The sequence below is a fragment of the Peribacillus sp. YIM B13481 genome (genome assembly GCF_042787985.1).
Lineage (GTDB): Bacteria > Bacillota > Bacilli > Bacillales > DSM-1321 > Peribacillus > Peribacillus simplex_A.
Window position 1 is genome coordinate 84,046 of record NZ_JBHZPE010000007.1, and the last position, 16,229, is coordinate 100,274.

Annotated in this window: 20 protein-coding genes and 2 other annotated features; of the genes, 14 read left to right on the forward strand and 6 right to left on the reverse strand. The window is 40.1% G+C overall.

The genetic code is table 11. The features are described 5' to 3' along the window. Positions 1 to 6: 6 nt before the first annotated feature. From ACFX4X_RS06995 to trpA, 8 genes are all read left to right on the forward strand, one after another. Entirely contained in the window at positions 7 to 282 is a 276-nt protein-coding gene (locus ACFX4X_RS06995) for a UPF0223 family protein (protein WP_061462273.1), read from the forward strand. A 69-nt stretch (positions 283 to 351) separates the two neighbouring features. Then, positions 352 to 582, forward strand: a binding site (T-box leader). Positions 583 to 617: 35 nt separating this feature from the next. Then, positions 618 to 855: a binding site (T-box leader), on the forward strand. 115 nt (positions 856 to 970) lie between these two features. After that, on the forward strand, positions 971 to 2,365 hold the full coding sequence (gene trpE / locus ACFX4X_RS07000; protein ID WP_377382661.1) for an anthranilate synthase component I: 1,395 nt from the start codon (positions 971 to 973) through the stop codon (positions 2,363 to 2,365). Next, on the forward strand, positions 2,362 to 2,967 hold the full coding sequence (locus tag ACFX4X_RS07005) for an anthranilate synthase component II (RefSeq protein ID WP_061462275.1): 606 nt from the start codon (positions 2,362 to 2,364) through the stop codon (positions 2,965 to 2,967). The genes trpE and ACFX4X_RS07005 overlap by 4 nt, the downstream gene beginning before the upstream one ends. 22 nt (positions 2,968 to 2,989) lie before the next feature. Then, positions 2,990 to 4,012: an anthranilate phosphoribosyltransferase gene (trpD, locus tag ACFX4X_RS07010; RefSeq protein ID WP_061462276.1), complete on the forward strand. Its 1,023-nt coding sequence runs from the start codon at positions 2,990 to 2,992 to the stop codon at positions 4,010 to 4,012. Further along, positions 4,013 to 4,792 (forward strand): indole-3-glycerol phosphate synthase TrpC, encoded by a 780-nt coding sequence (gene trpC / locus ACFX4X_RS07015; RefSeq protein WP_061462277.1) that lies wholly within the window; start codon positions 4,013 to 4,015, stop codon positions 4,790 to 4,792. A gap of 10 nt (positions 4,793 to 4,802) precedes the next feature. Beyond that, positions 4,803 to 5,417: a phosphoribosylanthranilate isomerase gene (locus ACFX4X_RS07020; RefSeq protein ID WP_377382663.1), complete on the forward strand. Its 615-nt coding sequence runs from the start codon at positions 4,803 to 4,805 to the stop codon at positions 5,415 to 5,417. Positions 5,418 to 5,421: 4 nt separating this feature from the next. After that, positions 5,422 to 6,627 (forward strand): tryptophan synthase subunit beta, encoded by a 1,206-nt coding sequence (gene trpB / locus ACFX4X_RS07025; RefSeq protein WP_061462279.1) that lies wholly within the window; start codon positions 5,422 to 5,424, stop codon positions 6,625 to 6,627. After that, entirely contained in the window at positions 6,620 to 7,399 is a 780-nt protein-coding gene (trpA, locus tag ACFX4X_RS07030) for a tryptophan synthase subunit alpha (RefSeq protein WP_284471335.1), read from the forward strand. The genes trpB and trpA overlap by 8 nt, the downstream gene beginning before the upstream one ends. Positions 7,400 to 7,481: 82 nt before the next feature. Here the strand turns inward: trpA and ACFX4X_RS07035 are convergent, their stop codons facing one another. Continuing rightward, complete coding sequence (locus ACFX4X_RS07035) at positions 7,482 to 8,102, reverse strand: YktB family protein (protein ID WP_377382666.1); 621 nt, start codon at positions 8,100 to 8,102, stop codon at positions 7,482 to 7,484. Between the two features lie 199 nt (positions 8,103 to 8,301). Here ACFX4X_RS07035 and ACFX4X_RS07040 point away from each other — a divergent pair, with 199 nt between their 5' ends. Both ACFX4X_RS07040 and ACFX4X_RS07045 read left to right on the forward strand, forming a co-directional pair. Further along, entirely contained in the window at positions 8,302 to 8,499 is a 198-nt protein-coding gene (locus ACFX4X_RS07040; protein ID WP_034314018.1) for a hypothetical protein, read from the forward strand. A gap of 416 nt (positions 8,500 to 8,915) precedes the next feature. Further along, a complete protein-coding gene (locus ACFX4X_RS07045) occupies positions 8,916 to 9,719 on the forward strand; it encodes an inositol monophosphatase family protein (protein ID WP_089362386.1) in 804 nt (267 codons plus the stop codon). A gap of 129 nt (positions 9,720 to 9,848) precedes the next feature. Here the strand turns inward: ACFX4X_RS07045 and ACFX4X_RS07050 are convergent, their stop codons facing one another. Beyond that, positions 9,849 to 10,031 carry a YlaF family protein gene (locus ACFX4X_RS07050; protein WP_061462283.1) on the reverse strand — a complete coding sequence of 61 codons (183 nt, stop codon included), beginning with the start codon at positions 10,029 to 10,031 and terminating at the stop codon, positions 9,849 to 9,851. A gap of 124 nt (positions 10,032 to 10,155) precedes the next feature. Here ACFX4X_RS07050 and typA point away from each other — a divergent pair, with 124 nt between their 5' ends. Genes typA through ACFX4X_RS07065 form a run of 3 tightly spaced genes read left to right on the forward strand, consistent with a single transcriptional unit; the run spans position 10,156 to position 12,623 of the window. Beyond that, positions 10,156 to 12,003, forward strand: a complete 1,848-nt coding sequence (gene typA, locus ACFX4X_RS07055) for a translational GTPase TypA (protein WP_061462284.1) — start codon at positions 10,156 to 10,158, stop codon at positions 12,001 to 12,003. A 22-nt stretch (positions 12,004 to 12,025) separates the two neighbouring features. Then, the gene (locus tag ACFX4X_RS07060; protein WP_053345193.1) at positions 12,026 to 12,334 is read left to right on the forward strand and encodes a YlaH-like family protein; all 309 of its coding nucleotides are present in this window, start codon (positions 12,026 to 12,028) and stop codon (positions 12,332 to 12,334) included. A gap of 4 nt (positions 12,335 to 12,338) precedes the next feature. Then, on the forward strand, positions 12,339 to 12,623 hold the full coding sequence (locus ACFX4X_RS07065) for a hypothetical protein (protein WP_377382668.1): 285 nt from the start codon (positions 12,339 to 12,341) through the stop codon (positions 12,621 to 12,623). A gap of 38 nt (positions 12,624 to 12,661) precedes the next feature. Here ACFX4X_RS07065 and ACFX4X_RS07070 read toward each other — a convergent pair whose 3' ends face one another. From ACFX4X_RS07070 to ACFX4X_RS07080, 3 genes are all read right to left on the reverse strand, one after another. Next, complete coding sequence (locus tag ACFX4X_RS07070; RefSeq protein ID WP_284471333.1) at positions 12,662 to 13,093, reverse strand: hypothetical protein; 432 nt, start codon at positions 13,091 to 13,093, stop codon at positions 12,662 to 12,664. Continuing rightward, positions 13,077 to 13,277: a YlaI family protein gene (locus tag ACFX4X_RS07075; protein WP_061462287.1), complete on the reverse strand. Its 201-nt coding sequence runs from the start codon at positions 13,275 to 13,277 to the stop codon at positions 13,077 to 13,079. Before ACFX4X_RS07075 ends, ACFX4X_RS07070 begins: the two co-directional genes overlap by 17 nt. Before the next feature lie 131 nt (positions 13,278 to 13,408). Then, positions 13,409 to 14,005: a YhcN/YlaJ family sporulation lipoprotein gene (locus ACFX4X_RS07080; RefSeq protein ID WP_284471332.1), complete on the reverse strand. Its 597-nt coding sequence runs from the start codon at positions 14,003 to 14,005 to the stop codon at positions 13,409 to 13,411. 266 nt (positions 14,006 to 14,271) lie between these two features. Between ACFX4X_RS07080 and ACFX4X_RS07085 the strand changes: the two genes are divergently transcribed. Further along, a complete protein-coding gene (locus tag ACFX4X_RS07085; RefSeq protein ID WP_061462288.1) occupies positions 14,272 to 15,603 on the forward strand; it encodes a PhoH family protein in 1,332 nt (443 codons plus the stop codon). A 66-nt stretch (positions 15,604 to 15,669) separates the two neighbouring features. Here ACFX4X_RS07085 and ACFX4X_RS07090 read toward each other — a convergent pair whose 3' ends face one another. After that, on the reverse strand, positions 15,670 to 16,173 hold the full coding sequence (locus ACFX4X_RS07090) for a peptidyl-prolyl cis-trans isomerase (RefSeq protein WP_284471331.1): 504 nt from the start codon (positions 16,171 to 16,173) through the stop codon (positions 15,670 to 15,672). Positions 16,174 to 16,229 lie beyond the last annotated feature (56 nt).

The following is a 16,229-nucleotide window of genomic DNA, read 5'->3' on the forward strand; positions in this document are numbered from 1 at the left end:
TAGGGTATGGATTATCAATATCCAATGGATCTTGATTGGTCTACTGAAGAAATCGTAGATGTGATCAAATTCTTTGAAGCTGTAGAAAAGGCTTATGAAAATAAAATACAAAAGGAAGAATTTATGAAAGCCTACCGAAGGTTCAAGGAAATAGTCCCAGGTAAGGCGGATGAGAAAAAGTATACGGATGAGTTTGAGTCAGTCAGCAACTATTCATCATATCTTGTAATTAAGAAGGCAAAAGGAATAGAAGACGGAGAATGGATAAAAATGAAAAATTAAAAATATAATTTTTAGAGAACTCCATTGACTTACTGAAAAGATTGTTTTAACATAATAATCAAGAAAAAGATAAAGGCAGTGACGAAGAAGAGTACCTTAATGCTGTTCTGCAGAGAGCCAGTGGTTGCTGAAAACTGGTGAACGAATTTAAGCGAATGGACTTCCGAGCCCCAAACCGAAACGGATGGACGGAGTAGGCTTTGGCGATTATCTCATCGTTATTGGAGATAGGCATGTTAATGCCGTAAAGTGAGCTAATTTAGCTAATTAAGGTGGTACCACGGGTTCCTCGTCCTTTGGATGAGGGCCCTTTTTGCGTTTTTATGAAAATGATAATTAAATCTATGAATAAGAGTAGTAATCTTTTTAGATGCGTTACAGAGAGCCGGAATAGGTGGAAACCGGTACGATATAAGAAGATGAATGGACTTATGAGTGGTTTCTTGAAATAAGTAGGGAAACTCGGCTGCCACCGTTAAAGGGTATTGGCAAGAAATTTTGATTTCTTGCTTAAGAGGGAAAAATGATGAGTTTTTCCAACTTGAGGTGGCACCGCGGTATACCGTCCTCTGCAGACACATATTTGTGTTTGCAGGGGATTTTTTTATGGATTTTCAATATACCTTGGAGAACAAAAGGGTTTCATCGGCAGTTTACATGATCGTTTAAGAATCAGGAGGGAATTGGGATGAACAATTTGGATGAAAAAAAAATACTTCGCTTTAAAATGGAAACAATTGAAGGGGATATTCATACACCCATCGCAATATTTCAAAAATTAGATGATGAACAGAAATTTTTATTGGAAAGTTCAAATTCGCATCATGACAACGGCCGCTACTCTTATCTAGGTTCAAACCCATACCTGGAGGTGACTTCACTTGCTGATCAAGTAATTGTGAAAGACCCTGAAACAGGTGACGAATTCGTAAAGAGCATCAATATCATCGAGTTTCTAAAAAGTGAATTGTTAGTGGAGATAGGAGAGGCCCCCGTACATCTTCCTCCATTTAATGGAGGCGCGATCGGATATATGGGTTATGATATCATTCGCCTATATGAAAATATTGGCCCGGTGCCTCCTGATTCTCTGCAGATGCCTGATGCACATTTTCTTTTTTTAAAAGAACTGTATATATTCGACCATGTCCTGCAGAAGATTCATCTGTTGACCGCGGAAGAAGATGGTGAAAAAAGTTTATTGGGGATGAAGGAAAAAATCAATCAGGCAAGCAAACCGTCAAAAGAAATATCGTCGGAATATTTGGAATTCAAGTCGAATTTCAGTCAGGATGAATTCGAGAAAATGGTCCTTGAAATTAAAGCGGCGATTGTGGCTGGTGAGGTGTTCCAAGTTGTTTTATCACAACGATTTAAGGCGGACTTCGATGGGGAGCCTTTCGATGCCTACCGTCGTCTGCGATTAGCTAACCCATCTCCTTATATGTTTTATATTGAATTTGGTGAATATACCATTATAGGGTCGTCTCCAGAAAGTTTGATCAATGTTTCATCAGGAATGGTTCATGTTAATCCCATTGCCGGTACACGGCCGAGAGGGAAAACGGATGAAGAAGATAAAGGCTTCGAAAAAAGCCTGCTGATGGATGAAAAGGAACTTGCCGAGCATAAGATGCTTGTTGATTTGGGTAGGAATGATCTTGGCAGGGTTTGCGAAATCGGTTCAATTCACCTTACCGAGGAAATGGAAATTCAAAGATATCAGCATGTCATGCATATTGCTTCAAAGGTTAGCGGAAAGCTTAGGGAAGGGTTCACGAGTTTAGATGCGCTGACGGTCTGCCTCCCTGCTGGGACAGTTTCGGGTGCTCCTAAAATCAGGGCAATGGAGCTGATTAATGAACTGGAAAATTGTAAACGCGGGATGTATTCGGGATCGATAGGATTCATAGGTTTTGGAGGGGATCTTGATATGGCTTTAGCCATTCGGACGATGATCATAAAAGATGGCAAGGCATATGTACAGGCAGGAGCAGGTATTGTATATGATTCAGATCCAAAAACGGAATATGAAGAAACACAAAATAAAGCACGCGCTCTTATGGAGGTTCACACAAAATGATTTTATTAATTGATAACTATGACTCTTTTACTTACAACTTATACCAATATTTAGGAGAAGTAGAAAATGAAATCTTAGTAAAAAGGAATGACGAAATCACTCTTGCTGAAATTGAGGAATTGAATCCAATGGCAATCGTCATTTCTCCGGGACCTGGCCGGCCGGAAGATGCCGGTATCAGTATGGAGATCATCCGTAATTTTTATGAAAAGGTCCCGCTTTTAGGCATATGTTTGGGGCATCAAGCCATTGGTGCGGTTTTTGGTGCGAATGTGGTTGGGGCAAAACATATCATGCACGGGAAAACATCGGTTATCAAGCATGAGGGAACAGGGGTATTTGCCAAACAGGACTTAGAATTCCCGGTAATGCGATATCATTCCCTCGTAGTTGAAAGGGCGAGTTTGCCAAAGGAACTGACTGTGACGGCAGTAGCATTGGATGATGGGGAAATCATGGCTCTAAAACATCAAGATTACCCGCTATACGGTTTACAATTCCACCCTGAATCAATAGGGACGAAAATCGGCAAGGAATTATTACATCAATTTTATAAGATTGCCGGAACCTTCCAATCAGGGAAGGAAAAATCCGTTTTATAAAAAACGACTGGGGGAGTTAGCGGTGAAGGAGTATTTAGCGAAGTTAGCAGAGCGTCAAACATTGACGGAAGAAGAGATGAGCAGAGCAGCCCAAGCGTTATTTTCTAAAGATATCACCGAAAGCGAAATTTCAGCTTTCATCATAGCCCTAAAATCCAAAGGGGAAACGGCAGGTGAAATAGCAAGCCTTGTCCGAGTCATGAGAAAAGAAGCAAGAAGTGTGCAAACAAGCTCCCTTAATGTAATGGATAATTGCGGGACGGGAGGAGATGGATCACAAAGCTTCAATATAAGTACCGCATCGGCTTTTGTACTGGCAGGGGCAGGTGTCAAGGTTGCCAAACATGGAAACCGGAGCATTTCAAGTAAAACGGGCAGTGCGGATGTATTGGAAGAGCTAGGTGTTAATTTGTACTTGGAGCCTTACATGTTAAAAGAACTGTTGGAGGAAAATGGGATCACATTCCTATTTGCACCATCCGTCCACCCTAATATTGCACGAATCATGAAAGTCAGAAAAGAATTGAAAATCCCGACAATATTTAATCTTATCGGACCTTTGACAAACCCAGTCCAACTTGACACTCAATTATTGGGAATTAATCGACGCGATATGCTCGAGCTATTTGCGGAAGTCCTGCATAAATTAGGCAGGACACGTGCGGTCGTGATCAATGGTGCCGGTTTTATGGATGAAGCAAGCCTCCAGGGTGAAAATTCACTTGTGCTGTTGGAACAAGGGGACATTATCCCATTTACGCTGCATCCTGAAGAAGTGGATCTGCCGGTTTACGGAAATGATGCCATCCGTGGCGGTGACGCCAAACAAAATGCCGATATTATGCTCCGCCTTCTTAAAGGGGAAAAAGGGGCATATCGTGATACCGTTTTATTGAATGCTGGATTGGGATTATACGCACATGGTACGGCAGCAACGATCAAAAAAGGAATCTCCATGGCCAAAGAAAGCATTGATAGCGGATCGGCTCTTGAAAAGTTAGAAAATATAATTGCTTATGGCAAAAGAAATAAGGTGGTCATGTAAATGGAAAATATTTTAACGAAAATCATCGAACAGAAAAAGGTCGAAGTAGCAAAATTAAAAAAAGAAATGGATTTAGATGATTCGGTCATGATCAACATAGTCAGACCATCTCTGGTAGAAAATTTGAAAATGGCAAAATCAATGGCGGTTATCGCTGAAATAAAACGGGCGTCCCCTTCAAAAGGGGACATTAAAATCAATGTAAATCCAATCGAGCAGGCTCTTTCATATGAAAGGGGAGGAGCGGCAGCGATATCCGTATTGACGGATGAGGTTTTCTTTAAAGGATCCATTGCCGATTTGAGAAACGTAAGCGAAGCCATACGGATTCCCAGGTTGTGCAAAGATTTCATCATCGATGAAATCCAAATCGATCGTGCCTATCAAAGTGGTGCAACCATCATTCTATTAATTGTCGCAGCACTTTCTAAAGGACGCCTTCATGAATTATATCAATATGCAAAAAATAAAGGGCTTGAAGTATTAACAGAAGTCCATGATGAAGCCGAACTGGAACGAGCGCTCGAACTAAACGCAGAGCTCATAGGGATCAACAATCGGAATCTAAAGACCTTCAAAGTGGATTTGGCTGTAACGGAACGACTGGCGAATTTACTTGATCCAAAAAGCCACATCATTATCAGTGAAAGTGGAATCAAGACAAAAGAAGACGTAATGCGTGTGAAGGAAGCTGGGGCAAAAGGGATTTTAGTCGGGGAGACGCTTATGACTTCATCAAATCTTCCACATACGATGGCAGAACTGCAAATGAGTATATAAGGAGATTAATATGTTAGTGAAAATCTGTGGGATTAAGACATTGGCAGCTGCTCAGACTGCTGTTAAATCCGGGGCAGACTTTATTGGATTCATTTTTGCCGAGAGTAGCAGGAAAGTCGAGCCAGATTTAGTGGGTGAATTCGGAGCTAATCTACCTGGACATGTGAAAAAAGTCGGAGTGTTTGCCAATCAAACTGAACAAGAAGTGATAAAAAGTGCTGAAATTGCAGGGTTGGATTATATTCAGCTTCATGGCAACGAGTCTGCCAGTTTCGCCCGCAGAATGCCCCTACCGGTGATAAAGGCCTTTGCAATCGAATCAGAGCAAGACCTTGAAAACCTTCATGAGTACCCAGCGGATTTTATTTTAGTGGATCTACCTAAAGGTTCATCTGGTAAGGGGCTGACTTTGGACTGGGAAATGATCCGAAAAGCGGATCTGCCACGGGGAAAGGTGATTCTAGCGGGTGGGCTGACTCCTGGAAATGTCGGAAAAGCGATCAGTGCCGTTTCACCATTCGCAGTTGACGTAGCTAGTGGTGTTGAAACAAACGGATTAAAAGATGCTGTAAAAATAAAAGCATTTATAAATGAGGCGAAATATACAGCCGGAAAAGAGGAATGAATAGATGAGTACTTATACACAGCCTGATAAAACTGGACATTTTGGAGCGTATGGAGGCCGTTTCGTTCCGGAAACTTTAATGTCGGCGATTATGGAGCTTGAAGATGCATATGAACAATCTAAAAAGGATCCGGAATTCCAAAAACAGCTAAGCTATTACCTGAAACAATATATTGGTCGTGAAACACCACTTTATTTTGCGGAGAACTTAACGAAACTAGCGGGTGGTGCAGATATTTATCTGAAGCGTGAGGACTTGAATCATACCGGAGCCCACAAAATTAATAATACGATCGGTCAGGCTTTGCTGACTCAGAAAATGGGCAAGAAAAAGGTGATTGCCGAAACGGGTGCAGGTCAGCATGGCGTTGCAACTGCGACTGTGTGTGCTTTGCTGAAGTTGGAATGCATCATTTTTATGGGAGAAGAAGATATCAGGAGACAGAAATTGAATGTGTTCAGGATGGAGCTTTTGGGAGCCAAGGTCATATCTGTATCACAAGGAAGCGGGACACTGAAGGATGCAGTGAATGAGGCGTTACGTTATTGGGTTGCGAACGTGGATGACACCCATTATATAATGGGATCAGTACTTGGACCGCATCCATTCCCCGTTATTGTACGAGATTTTCAAAGTGTGATAGGGAATGAAACAAAGCGCCAGTATTCGGAGACTGTTCATTCCCTTCCGGATGCAGTAGTCGCTTGCATAGGTGGAGGCAGTAATGCCATGGGGATGTTCTATCCCTTCATTGAGGATGAAACGGTAAAATTATATGGAGTGGAAGCGGCAGGTCATGGACTGGAAACACCATTACATGCTTCAAGTTTGACGAAGGGGAAACCTGGGGTGCTCCACGGGGCATTCATGTATGTATTGCAGAACGAGGACGGTCAGATCCAGGAGGCACATTCAATTTCAGCAGGGTTGGATTATCCGGGGGTAGGGCCTGAACATAGTTATTTAAAGGATACCAATCGGGTGGTGTATACTTCCGTAACCGATGATGAAGCATTGGAAGCTCTAGTGATGCTTTCAAGGGAAGAAGGGATCATCCCTGCTTTGGAAAGTTCACATGCCATTTCCTATGGTTTAAAACTTGCTAAACAAATGGAGAAAGGAACAGGACTGGTGATTTGCCTGTCTGGCCGTGGTGATAAGGATGTAGAAACAGTCCAATCATTAATAGGGGGTAGTGAACATGAATAAATTGACAAAAGCGCTTGAAGAATGTCAAATAAAGCAGGAAAAAGCATTCATTCCTTATATTATGGCAGGTGATGGCGGTCTTGAACGCTTAAGGAGCCAGCTTCTTTTCCTTGAAAGCAACGGGGCGACAGCTGTTGAACTAGGAATACCATTCTCTGACCCTGTCGCAGATGGACCGGTTATCCAACAGGCTGGCATCCGTTCTTTGAATAATGGAACAACGTTAAAAGATGTCCTGAAAAAAGTTATGGAAATCAAAGATGATGTGAACATTCCAATTATTTTAATGGGTTATTCGAATTCAATCCTGGCATATGGACTTAAAGAGTTTACGGATGATTGTCTTCAAGCAGGAATTTCCGGGTGCATCATCCCCGATTTACCGATTGAAGAAGAAGCCATCTTTTCATCAATCAAAACTGCAGGGATCGTTCTTATTCGACTTGTGACACTCACGTCTTCGAAAGAACGTATCACCGAGATTACCGCAGGGGCTGAGGGTTTTATCTACGCAGTTACAGTCAAAGGCATTACAGGCACCCGTGAAGCCTTCGGGGAAGAAGTTGGAGGCTATTTAAAGAAGGTAAAAGAGCTAAGTCCCGTTCCCGTTCTTGCTGGGTTCGGCATATCGACGCCAGATCATGTCCGTGATGCAATGCAATACTGCGATGGTGTCATTGTAGGCAGCAGGATCATCGAATGCTTTGAAACAGGTAAAGAAGATCAAATTAGTGACTTGATACAAGCTAGCAAAGGGTTAGTGCGTAAATAAGGAAAGGAGGGCCTTCAGGGCTCTCCTTTTTTCTTAATCAGTTTAATTCCGATAATTCAATCTGAATACTGCTCAAAGGTGTTTAATTTAATTTATATAAGGGTAAAAGATGTTCAAACGCATCTTGAATGGTTTGAATGAAATCATTATCATTTAACTTAATCGCGTCATCACGGGAAATTCTTATGCCGCATAGGATTTCGGCTTTCTTTACAGTTTGCAGGCGAGTGAACATTGAATTTAAATCATCGACTCCAAGACCATCGTGAGGAATGACATCAGGTTTTGTATGGTCCATTGACCAAACATAATGGGTGGGAATGCTATTCACTAACCGGTCCGCCTGCTGCTCAAGATGCTTTCCGATTTCAATTTTATTAGGTGCTTCATAAATGACGGCGTACCAAATGAACATATGTGTCTCCCACAACCCAATTTGGAAATGCGGCATCATTTTATAACCTCTGTTGTTGGCAGCGAAAGCAACCCATGTATCATTAGGAGGATTCACTTTCCGTCTGGCATGCTTTGCGACGTGAGGGTACATTTCTTCGCCCGTCAAAACTGACAGTTGTTGTGAAAATTGCTCTCCAAGAGCTTGTAGTTTAGGCTGGATATGTTCTTTTAAAGCATCCATTCGGGGTTCCAAACCATCAATTTTAAAAACATTAAAATCATCAGCTGTAAAACTAGCTATATTCATAATCATCTCTCCTACCGTAATATCTGCACATATTGTAGCATAAGTAAAAGTGAAATTTAAAAAATATGATTTGGATGGGCACTTCAAAATTCCTTATAGGTTAAAGCACAAATTAGTTGCTATTTGTGGTAGGAAGTCATATGATAAAATAAAATAAATTCAGAAGATTAAGTTAATTGATGAAGGGAGAATGTTAATTATGAAACAAGTCATGAACCAAGCATTAAAAGCTAAAGAAGTTGAAAGACATAGAGCTGCAGTGTTAAGAATGGAAATGGACTATGAATTAGCAACCCTTTTTGAAGCAATTGGTGAAGAGAATGACCAAAAGAGGTCACAATGTAAGCAAAGGCTTGAACGCATCCGGTTGGAACTGTTGAAACTGAAAGCCTTGTAAATGATTGGCTGCATAGATCTTGAAGGAGAATGAGTGAAAGAAATGAATCAATTTCAATACAAGGAATTTTATTATAGATGAACGGACACTTATTTTATTTAAAAAATAATGTGTCCGTTTTTCATTAAATGTCCAATATATATAAGGCCGCGTATTTTTAATCAAGCATCATTGGGGCGGCTCCATTTAATAAGGAAGGGAACCGGTAGAGTTATTTGAAAGTATTTGTACTGGCTTATTCATGATTGGGAAATCGTAATGGATGGGTGAGGAAGATAACCATCATTCCTCATTTTTGTTTTAATAATGGAAAATTTAAGATGTTAAAAACTTGAAGACAAGCTCTATTTGCTTTAATCTTTAGTAGAGGATCATTTTAATGTAGTTTCTGATCATAAAAGGACGGGGATATTATAATGGTATCGATTAGTGAAATGGATACATATGCTAAGTTATGGATGAAAGAAGCGGGTACGAGGCTAAGGGCGTCCTTTAAAACCAAGTTGAATATTGAAATGAAAACGAATCCCAATGATTTAGTTACAAATATGGATAAAGCGATAGAAAAATTTTTTTGTGAAAAGATTAGCGAAGTCTTTCCTGAACACCGGATTTTTGGTGAAGAGGGAATGGGTAATGATATTAAAGACCTAAAAGGAACTGTATGGATTATTGATCCGATTGATGGAACTTTGAATTTCATTCATCAACAGCGGAATTTTGCAATTTCTCTTGGGGTTTATGAGGATGGCATCGGAAAAATTGGTATGGTTTATGATGTGGTTACCGATGAATTATATCATGCGATTAAGGGGCAGGGAGCATTCATGAATGATCAAAGGCTTCCATCCCTTGAAGAGGCATCAGTAAGCAAAGCCATCGTTTCCATTAATGCAAGCTGGGTAACGGAAAACCGTAGGATTGATCCGAGCCTTCTTGCACCACTTGTTCGGGATGCAAGAGGGACCCGTTCCTATGGCTCGGCAGCATTGGAGCTTGCATTCGTGGCAGCTGGAAGGATCGATGCATACATAACCATGAGACTCATGCCCTGGGACTTTGCCGGGGGAGTTATCCTGGTTGAGGAAGTGGGCGGGGAAGTTAGTAATATTAAGGGTGACAAATTGGATTTTTTAGAAGGTGACTCACTTTTCGTTTCTAAACCAAGGCTGCATAAAGAAGTATTCGATAAATACTTATCAGGTACTTCCGGCAATTAGTGCCATGGCCAAAGTTAATGGTAAGCCGAAAAGGTTATGGTTTTTCCAGGTTCCGGCAAGTATGGGGTGAAAAACTAAATTTCAAATAATTAACAAAAAAAACTCGCTGTCCGACAGCGAGTTTTAATATTATAACTTTCCTGCTTCGCGTAATTTCTTCTTTTGAGTGAAACCGAACCCCATAACTCCGCAAAGTATAACGATTGCAGCTAATATTCCAAGCAAGCTTTTTTCAGCAATGAAGATGCCAATGGAGCCAATGCTGGATGCTGCCAATACCGCTAATATTAAGAAATTCCATTTAATATTCATTAATATCACCCCTAATATATCTATTGTACATAATTTCTGTATTTGTTTCTAGTATGTTTGTGATATAATATGTAAGTTAATACTAGTGATACGTTAAACACAAACTTTTTTAGGAGTGAATTTTTTGAAATTAAGAGAAAATATTCGTAATATAGCCATCATTGCCCACGTTGACCATGGTAAAACGACATTAGTGGATCAGTTGCTTAAGCAATCTGGTACTTTCCGTGAAAATGAACATGTGGAAGAACGTGCGATGGATTCTAATGCTATTGAAAAAGAACGCGGAATTACGATTCTTGCGAAAAATACAGCAGTTCAATACCAAGATACAAGAATCAATATTTTGGATACACCTGGTCATGCCGACTTTGGTGGTGAAGTAGAACGGATCATGAAAATGGTTGATGGTGTTTTACTTGTTGTTGATGCATATGAAGGATGTATGCCGCAAACTCGTTTCGTGTTGAAAAAAGCATTGGAACAAAAGATCACGCCAATCGTTGTCGTGAATAAAATTGATAAAGACTCTGCCCGTCCAAACGAAGTTGTAGATGAAGTAATTGACTTATTCATCGAACTTGGAGCTGAAGAAGAACAATTAGAATTCCCTGTTGTCTTTACTTCAGGTATTGCTGGTACAGCAAGCTTGGATTCAGATCCTGCCAAACAAGAAAAAGACATGACCCCATTATTCGAAACAATCGTCGAAACGATTCCTGCACCAATTGATAACACTGATGAACCACTTCAATTCCAAGTGGCTTTACTTGATTACAATGATTATGTAGGACGTATTGGTGTTGGCCGTGTATTCCGTGGGAAAATGCATGTAGGTCAACAAGTTTCATTAATGAAACTTGATGGATCGGTTAAGCAATTCCGTGTAACGAAAATCTTTGGTTATATTGGCTTGAAAAAAGTTGAAATCCAAGAAGCTGTTGCCGGTGATTTAATTGCTGTTTCTGGTATGGAAGATATTAACGTTGGGGAAACAGTTTGTCCTATTGAACATCCTGATGCCCTTCCAATTCTACGTATCGATGAGCCAACATTACAAATGACTTTCCTTGTAAACAACAGCCCATTCGCAGGCCGTGAAGGTAAATTTGTAACAGCTCGTAAAATTGAAGAGCGTTTGAAAAGCCAATTGCAAACTGATGTTAGCTTAAGAGTTGAAAATACAGATTCTCCAGATGTCTGGATTGTTTCAGGTCGTGGAGAGCTTCACCTTTCTATCTTAATTGAAAACATGAGACGTGAAGGTTATGAACTGCAAGTTTCTAAACCTGAAGTTATCGTTCGTTTGATTGATGGAGTGCGTTGTGAGCCAGTTGAACGTGTTCAAATCGATGTTCCTGAAGAGCACACTGGTTCCATCATGGAATCCATGGGAGCACGTAAAGGTGAATTGTTGGATATGATTAATAGCGGAAGCGGTCAAGTTCGTTTACTATTCACGATCCCAGCTCGCGGACTTATTGGTTATTCTACTGAGTTCTTAACAATCACACGTGGTTATGGTATCATGAACCACTCATTTGACAGCTACCAACCAATGGCCCAAGGTCAAGTCGGCGGAAGACGTCAAGGTGTACTTGTTTCAATGGAATCTGGAAAAACTACACAATATGGTACGATGCAAGTAGAAGACCGCGGCGTCATTTTCATTGAGCCAGGTACTGATATTTATGAAGGTATGATTGTCGGGGAACATAACCGTGATAGCGATTTGACTGTTAATATCGTAAAAGCGAAACAAATGACAAATATGCGTTCAGCTAATAAAGACCAAACTTCTTCAATGAAGAAACCAAGAATTTTGTCTCTTGAAGAAGCTCTAGAGTATTTGAACGACGATGAGTACTGTGAAGTAACTCCGGAGTCAATCCGTCTTCGTAAAAAAATTCTTGATAAAAACGAACGTGAAAGAGCAGCTAAAAGAAAAAAAGTTGCTGTTGAAGAAAAATAAATAGCAAGAGGAGGAGAAAAGATTGGATATCCAAGAGCGATTATCATTTTTTGCAGCATTGTACAGAGTGGATGAAAATCCTGAAGCAGGAATGTGGTATCTATATTTGACGATCTTTGGATTATGCATCCTTGTCTATCAGTTAGGTTTTGCCAAAAAGTTACCTTTGCTAAAAAATGTGATCATTTATGCGGTAATGGCACTTGGATGTACCCTTCTTTCTTTCTTTGCGGTGTTTCTTCCTATGGGGGAAGCATTAGTCATCGCTTCACTTGTTCTTGGGATTTATAGAATCCGTCTTCATAATTCGAGAAAAGAAGAACAGGCTTAAGACGATGAAATCATTACAGGATGCTTTATACAATTGGTTGACAATCAAAGTTGTCTGTGATGCAAGGCCTGATGATACAGCTGCCCGCGATACAGAAATGTTTTTCATGCAGATGTTGAAAGCCCATCATCAGGTAATCATCGATTCAGTTTCAAAAACGGAACCTTTTTATTTCGTCGAGTATCTATTGGGAGACGAAATGAAAAAGCAGCGTTTTCCGATCGAATTGATTGATATCATGCTAGACCAAATTCAGCTTGAGCCAGAAAAGTATAAAAATATCGAGTGATGATAAAAAGAACCGTGCGATTTCCCGCACGGTTCTTTTTATATTGCTTTAGGGAGGAATAGTCCATAAAAAAGATGTAAGAGTGACCACAAAAAGAAGGCTGTCAAATCAGAAGGAAGGACAACTTCTGTTATGGACAGCGCCGATAATGGAAAGTAAAGCATGATGGCAGGAATAATCGTGAGAAAAGCAAGTGTGTATTTGTTCCATTCCCTGAAAAATTTCAAGGGATGAAGGATATAAACGTAACTAAACGTAATTGCCAGTGAGAATAGAAGATGGAAAAAGTACAATGATGCCTCACTCCAGGGAACAGCTCCGATTACAGGAAGGAAATCCACATTCAATAACAGTTTATAGACTTGTTTACCAGAAAACATTTCAACCAACTTCATTGCAAATCCAAGCATGATTCCATTTATGAGACCAATCAGGGAAACTTTATAAAATGTTTTACCATTCATCTTCATTTTTGATTGTCCGGTAAAGACGGAAGTTCCCAGTTGCAATCCGTTCGTTCGTACGCTTTTCTATGCGTTGATTGCATGCATTGCACATATAGGTATGTATAGGACGGTTACGAAGTTTCTTTGCTTCTGGGCTATCGTCAGGTATAGATTCGATTTGATCGCATATTACACATTTAACCTTCATATAATTTGAACCCCACTTCAATTTGAATATGCTTTTAAGTATACCAATAATTTTATGGTAAAACGAGGATAAAGTGAAACTACATTTTATCGTAGACAAAAACCCGAAGATTCACTTCGGGTTGGGAAAATTCATTCTTTATAGTGATTGGATTGATCATCTTGCTCTTTATCAAGTTTTTTCCTTTCCGAATTATCAAGTTTATTTTTTTCCTTATCGATGGCCTTTGAAGGCGTTGGGGTTAAAATATCACCAGGAACCTCAGGAATGACTCGACTTGTGATATCAGCCAATTCATTTAGTATCCCTGTTACCGGTTTACCGTCTTTAATATCTTTGGCTACCTCCCTGATCCGTTCATTTAAATCCGGGTCCGCAACGATGATGGCATTTGCACCGTTAGGATCGTGTTTTAAAGTTTCTCCAACTGAATACTTAATCGTTCCTACCTGTGAACGCTCAATATCTTGGTCAATATCTATTCCGACAATGGCATATTTGCCAAGTACGACTGCCGTGGCATCGTTCACCTCCGGAATGGATTTAGCCAAACCTGTGAGTCTCTGTGCTGTTTCCTGACCTGTAGTTCTGTCTGTTTCCTGGATGGTCGAGTTATTGACTTTTGTTATATTATTTTTAGCATTATTTTCAGACGCTCCATTTTTATTATTCATTGAGCAACCTGTCATCAGCAGAAAAGCAGCGAGTGACAATATGATTTTTTGCAATGTACAACCTCCTTAATGTTTATCATTAGTTACAGCCTGTCCACACCGGCTAAGTCTGATGCATATAAGTATAAAATGAAGCGAAGCAGGATGTAATCCATGTTGAGTAAAGCATTCTTTGCTGGAAGTTTTCTTTATAGTCTGTAAATGTTCTTCTATCTTTATGCAAAGGAACATATATTTTATCAACAGTCTCGTCCGCTACATAACTGCTTAGTGTAGTAAATGGTAAGGCATATCCTAAAGAGCAGGCAGGAGGCGTCATATTGGGGAAAAAAATCTATGTTTTAGATACGAATGTCCTGTTGCAGGATCCATATTCGATTTATTCATTCGGAGATAATGAAGTTGTCATTCCAGCAGTCGTACTAGAAGAATTGGATTCGAAGAAAAGGTATATGGATGAAATCGGAAGGAATGCCAGGCAAGTATCGAAATTGATCGACAGCTTCCGTGAAAAAGGGAAGCTTCATCAAAGCATTCCGCTTCATAATGGGGGCAGCCTAAGAATTGAACTCAATCACCGTTCATTTCATAAGCTTCAGGAAATTTTCGTGGAGAAAACGAATGATAACAGAATATTGGCTGTCGCAAAAAATTTATCTTTGGAAGAAGAGACAAAGGAAAATGGGAAAACGGTCATTTTGGTTAGCAAAGATACTCTCGTCAGGGTAAAAGCCGATGCAATCGGACTCGAGGCAGAGGACTTTTTAAATGATCGTGTCGTAGAAATGGATCATATATACGGTGGCCATAAAGAAGTATTTGTATCAATTGATAATCTGAATAAGTTTTATGAGAAAAGTTTTTTGGCACTTGAAGAACTTACAAAAGATTCCTATTATCCAAATCAATTCCTTTTGATGAAGGACACGCTGGGCAGTTCAGCTTCTGCGATTGGGATTGTGGATGAGAATTGCAGGTTGGTTAAGAAATTGATGTATGAAGGGGAACATATTTGGGGAATTAAACCGAGAAACGTCCAGCAGACGATGGCCCTCGATTTGCTGCTTCGTTCGGATATTCAACTTGTGACGCTTATTGGTAAGGCAGGGACAGGTAAGACTTTATTGGCATTGGCAACAGGATTAATGCAAACTGAAGATTTGTCACAATATAAGAAACTTCTGGTCGCCAGGCCAATTGTGCCGGTTGGTAAGGATATTGGTTATCTGCCAGGGGAAAAAGAAGAAAAGTTAAGACCGTGGATGCAGCCTATTTTTGATAATCTTCAATTTTTGTTCAATACGAAAAAACCAGGGGAATTGGATGCCATTTTAGCTGGCATGAGTTCGATTGAAGTGGAAGCCCTGACATATATCAGGGGAAGGAGCATCCCAGATCAGTTCATCATCATCGATGAAGCCCAGAATTTAACAAAACATGAGGTTAAGACCATATTGACGAGAGTCGGGGAGCGGAGCAAAATTGTATTAATGGGAGATCCTGAGCAAATAGATCATCCTTATTTAGATGAATATAATAATGGGTTGACCTATGTGGTTGAAAAATTCAAGACCGAGCGTATTGCAGGCCATGTTAAATTGATAAAAGGGGAAAGATCGGGATTGGCCCAACTCGCTGCAACACTTTTATAATACAATCGGCAAGGGAGTCCCCCTTGCCGATTGCCTTAAAGTTTTGTGATCATTATGGGCTAAGTCTTATTTAACAGTGAAAGACCGTACATTTTTTATCGGATCATTGATGTTGGAAGCATCTCCGAAATAAATTTCCAAAGGACCACCCTCGGATACTTTAAGCGGCTTTCCATTCTTTGAAAAGCCAAGGAAAAATTCAAGTGCAACTTCCAACGGGAATGTAAGTTCCTTATCATCGGTCGTAACGATGACTTCAGTTACCCCATTTTCAAGTTCCGCATTTTTTAAAAAAGGTTCAAACGGAATGCCGAAGGTCCCTTCCAGCAATCTTTGCTTCTCGAATTTTCGTTCCGTTTTTAATGTGGGTGGCATTGTTGCGCCTTCCTGTATTTCTTTTTGCCAGTGTTTGGAGGCGGCAATCGTATATTCTTCTAATTCATTGACTTGGACTCTTTCAGCGTGGAAATATGTATCAATTTCAACTTTACGATCATCAAAAATCCACACTCCAGGATCTAGCGTAATTGGATATTTCACTTTTCCATTAATAAATACGATGGGTTCCAAATATCTCATTCCTTTCTGTTGCTCTTTAATAATTATAATCAATTATAATTGAAATG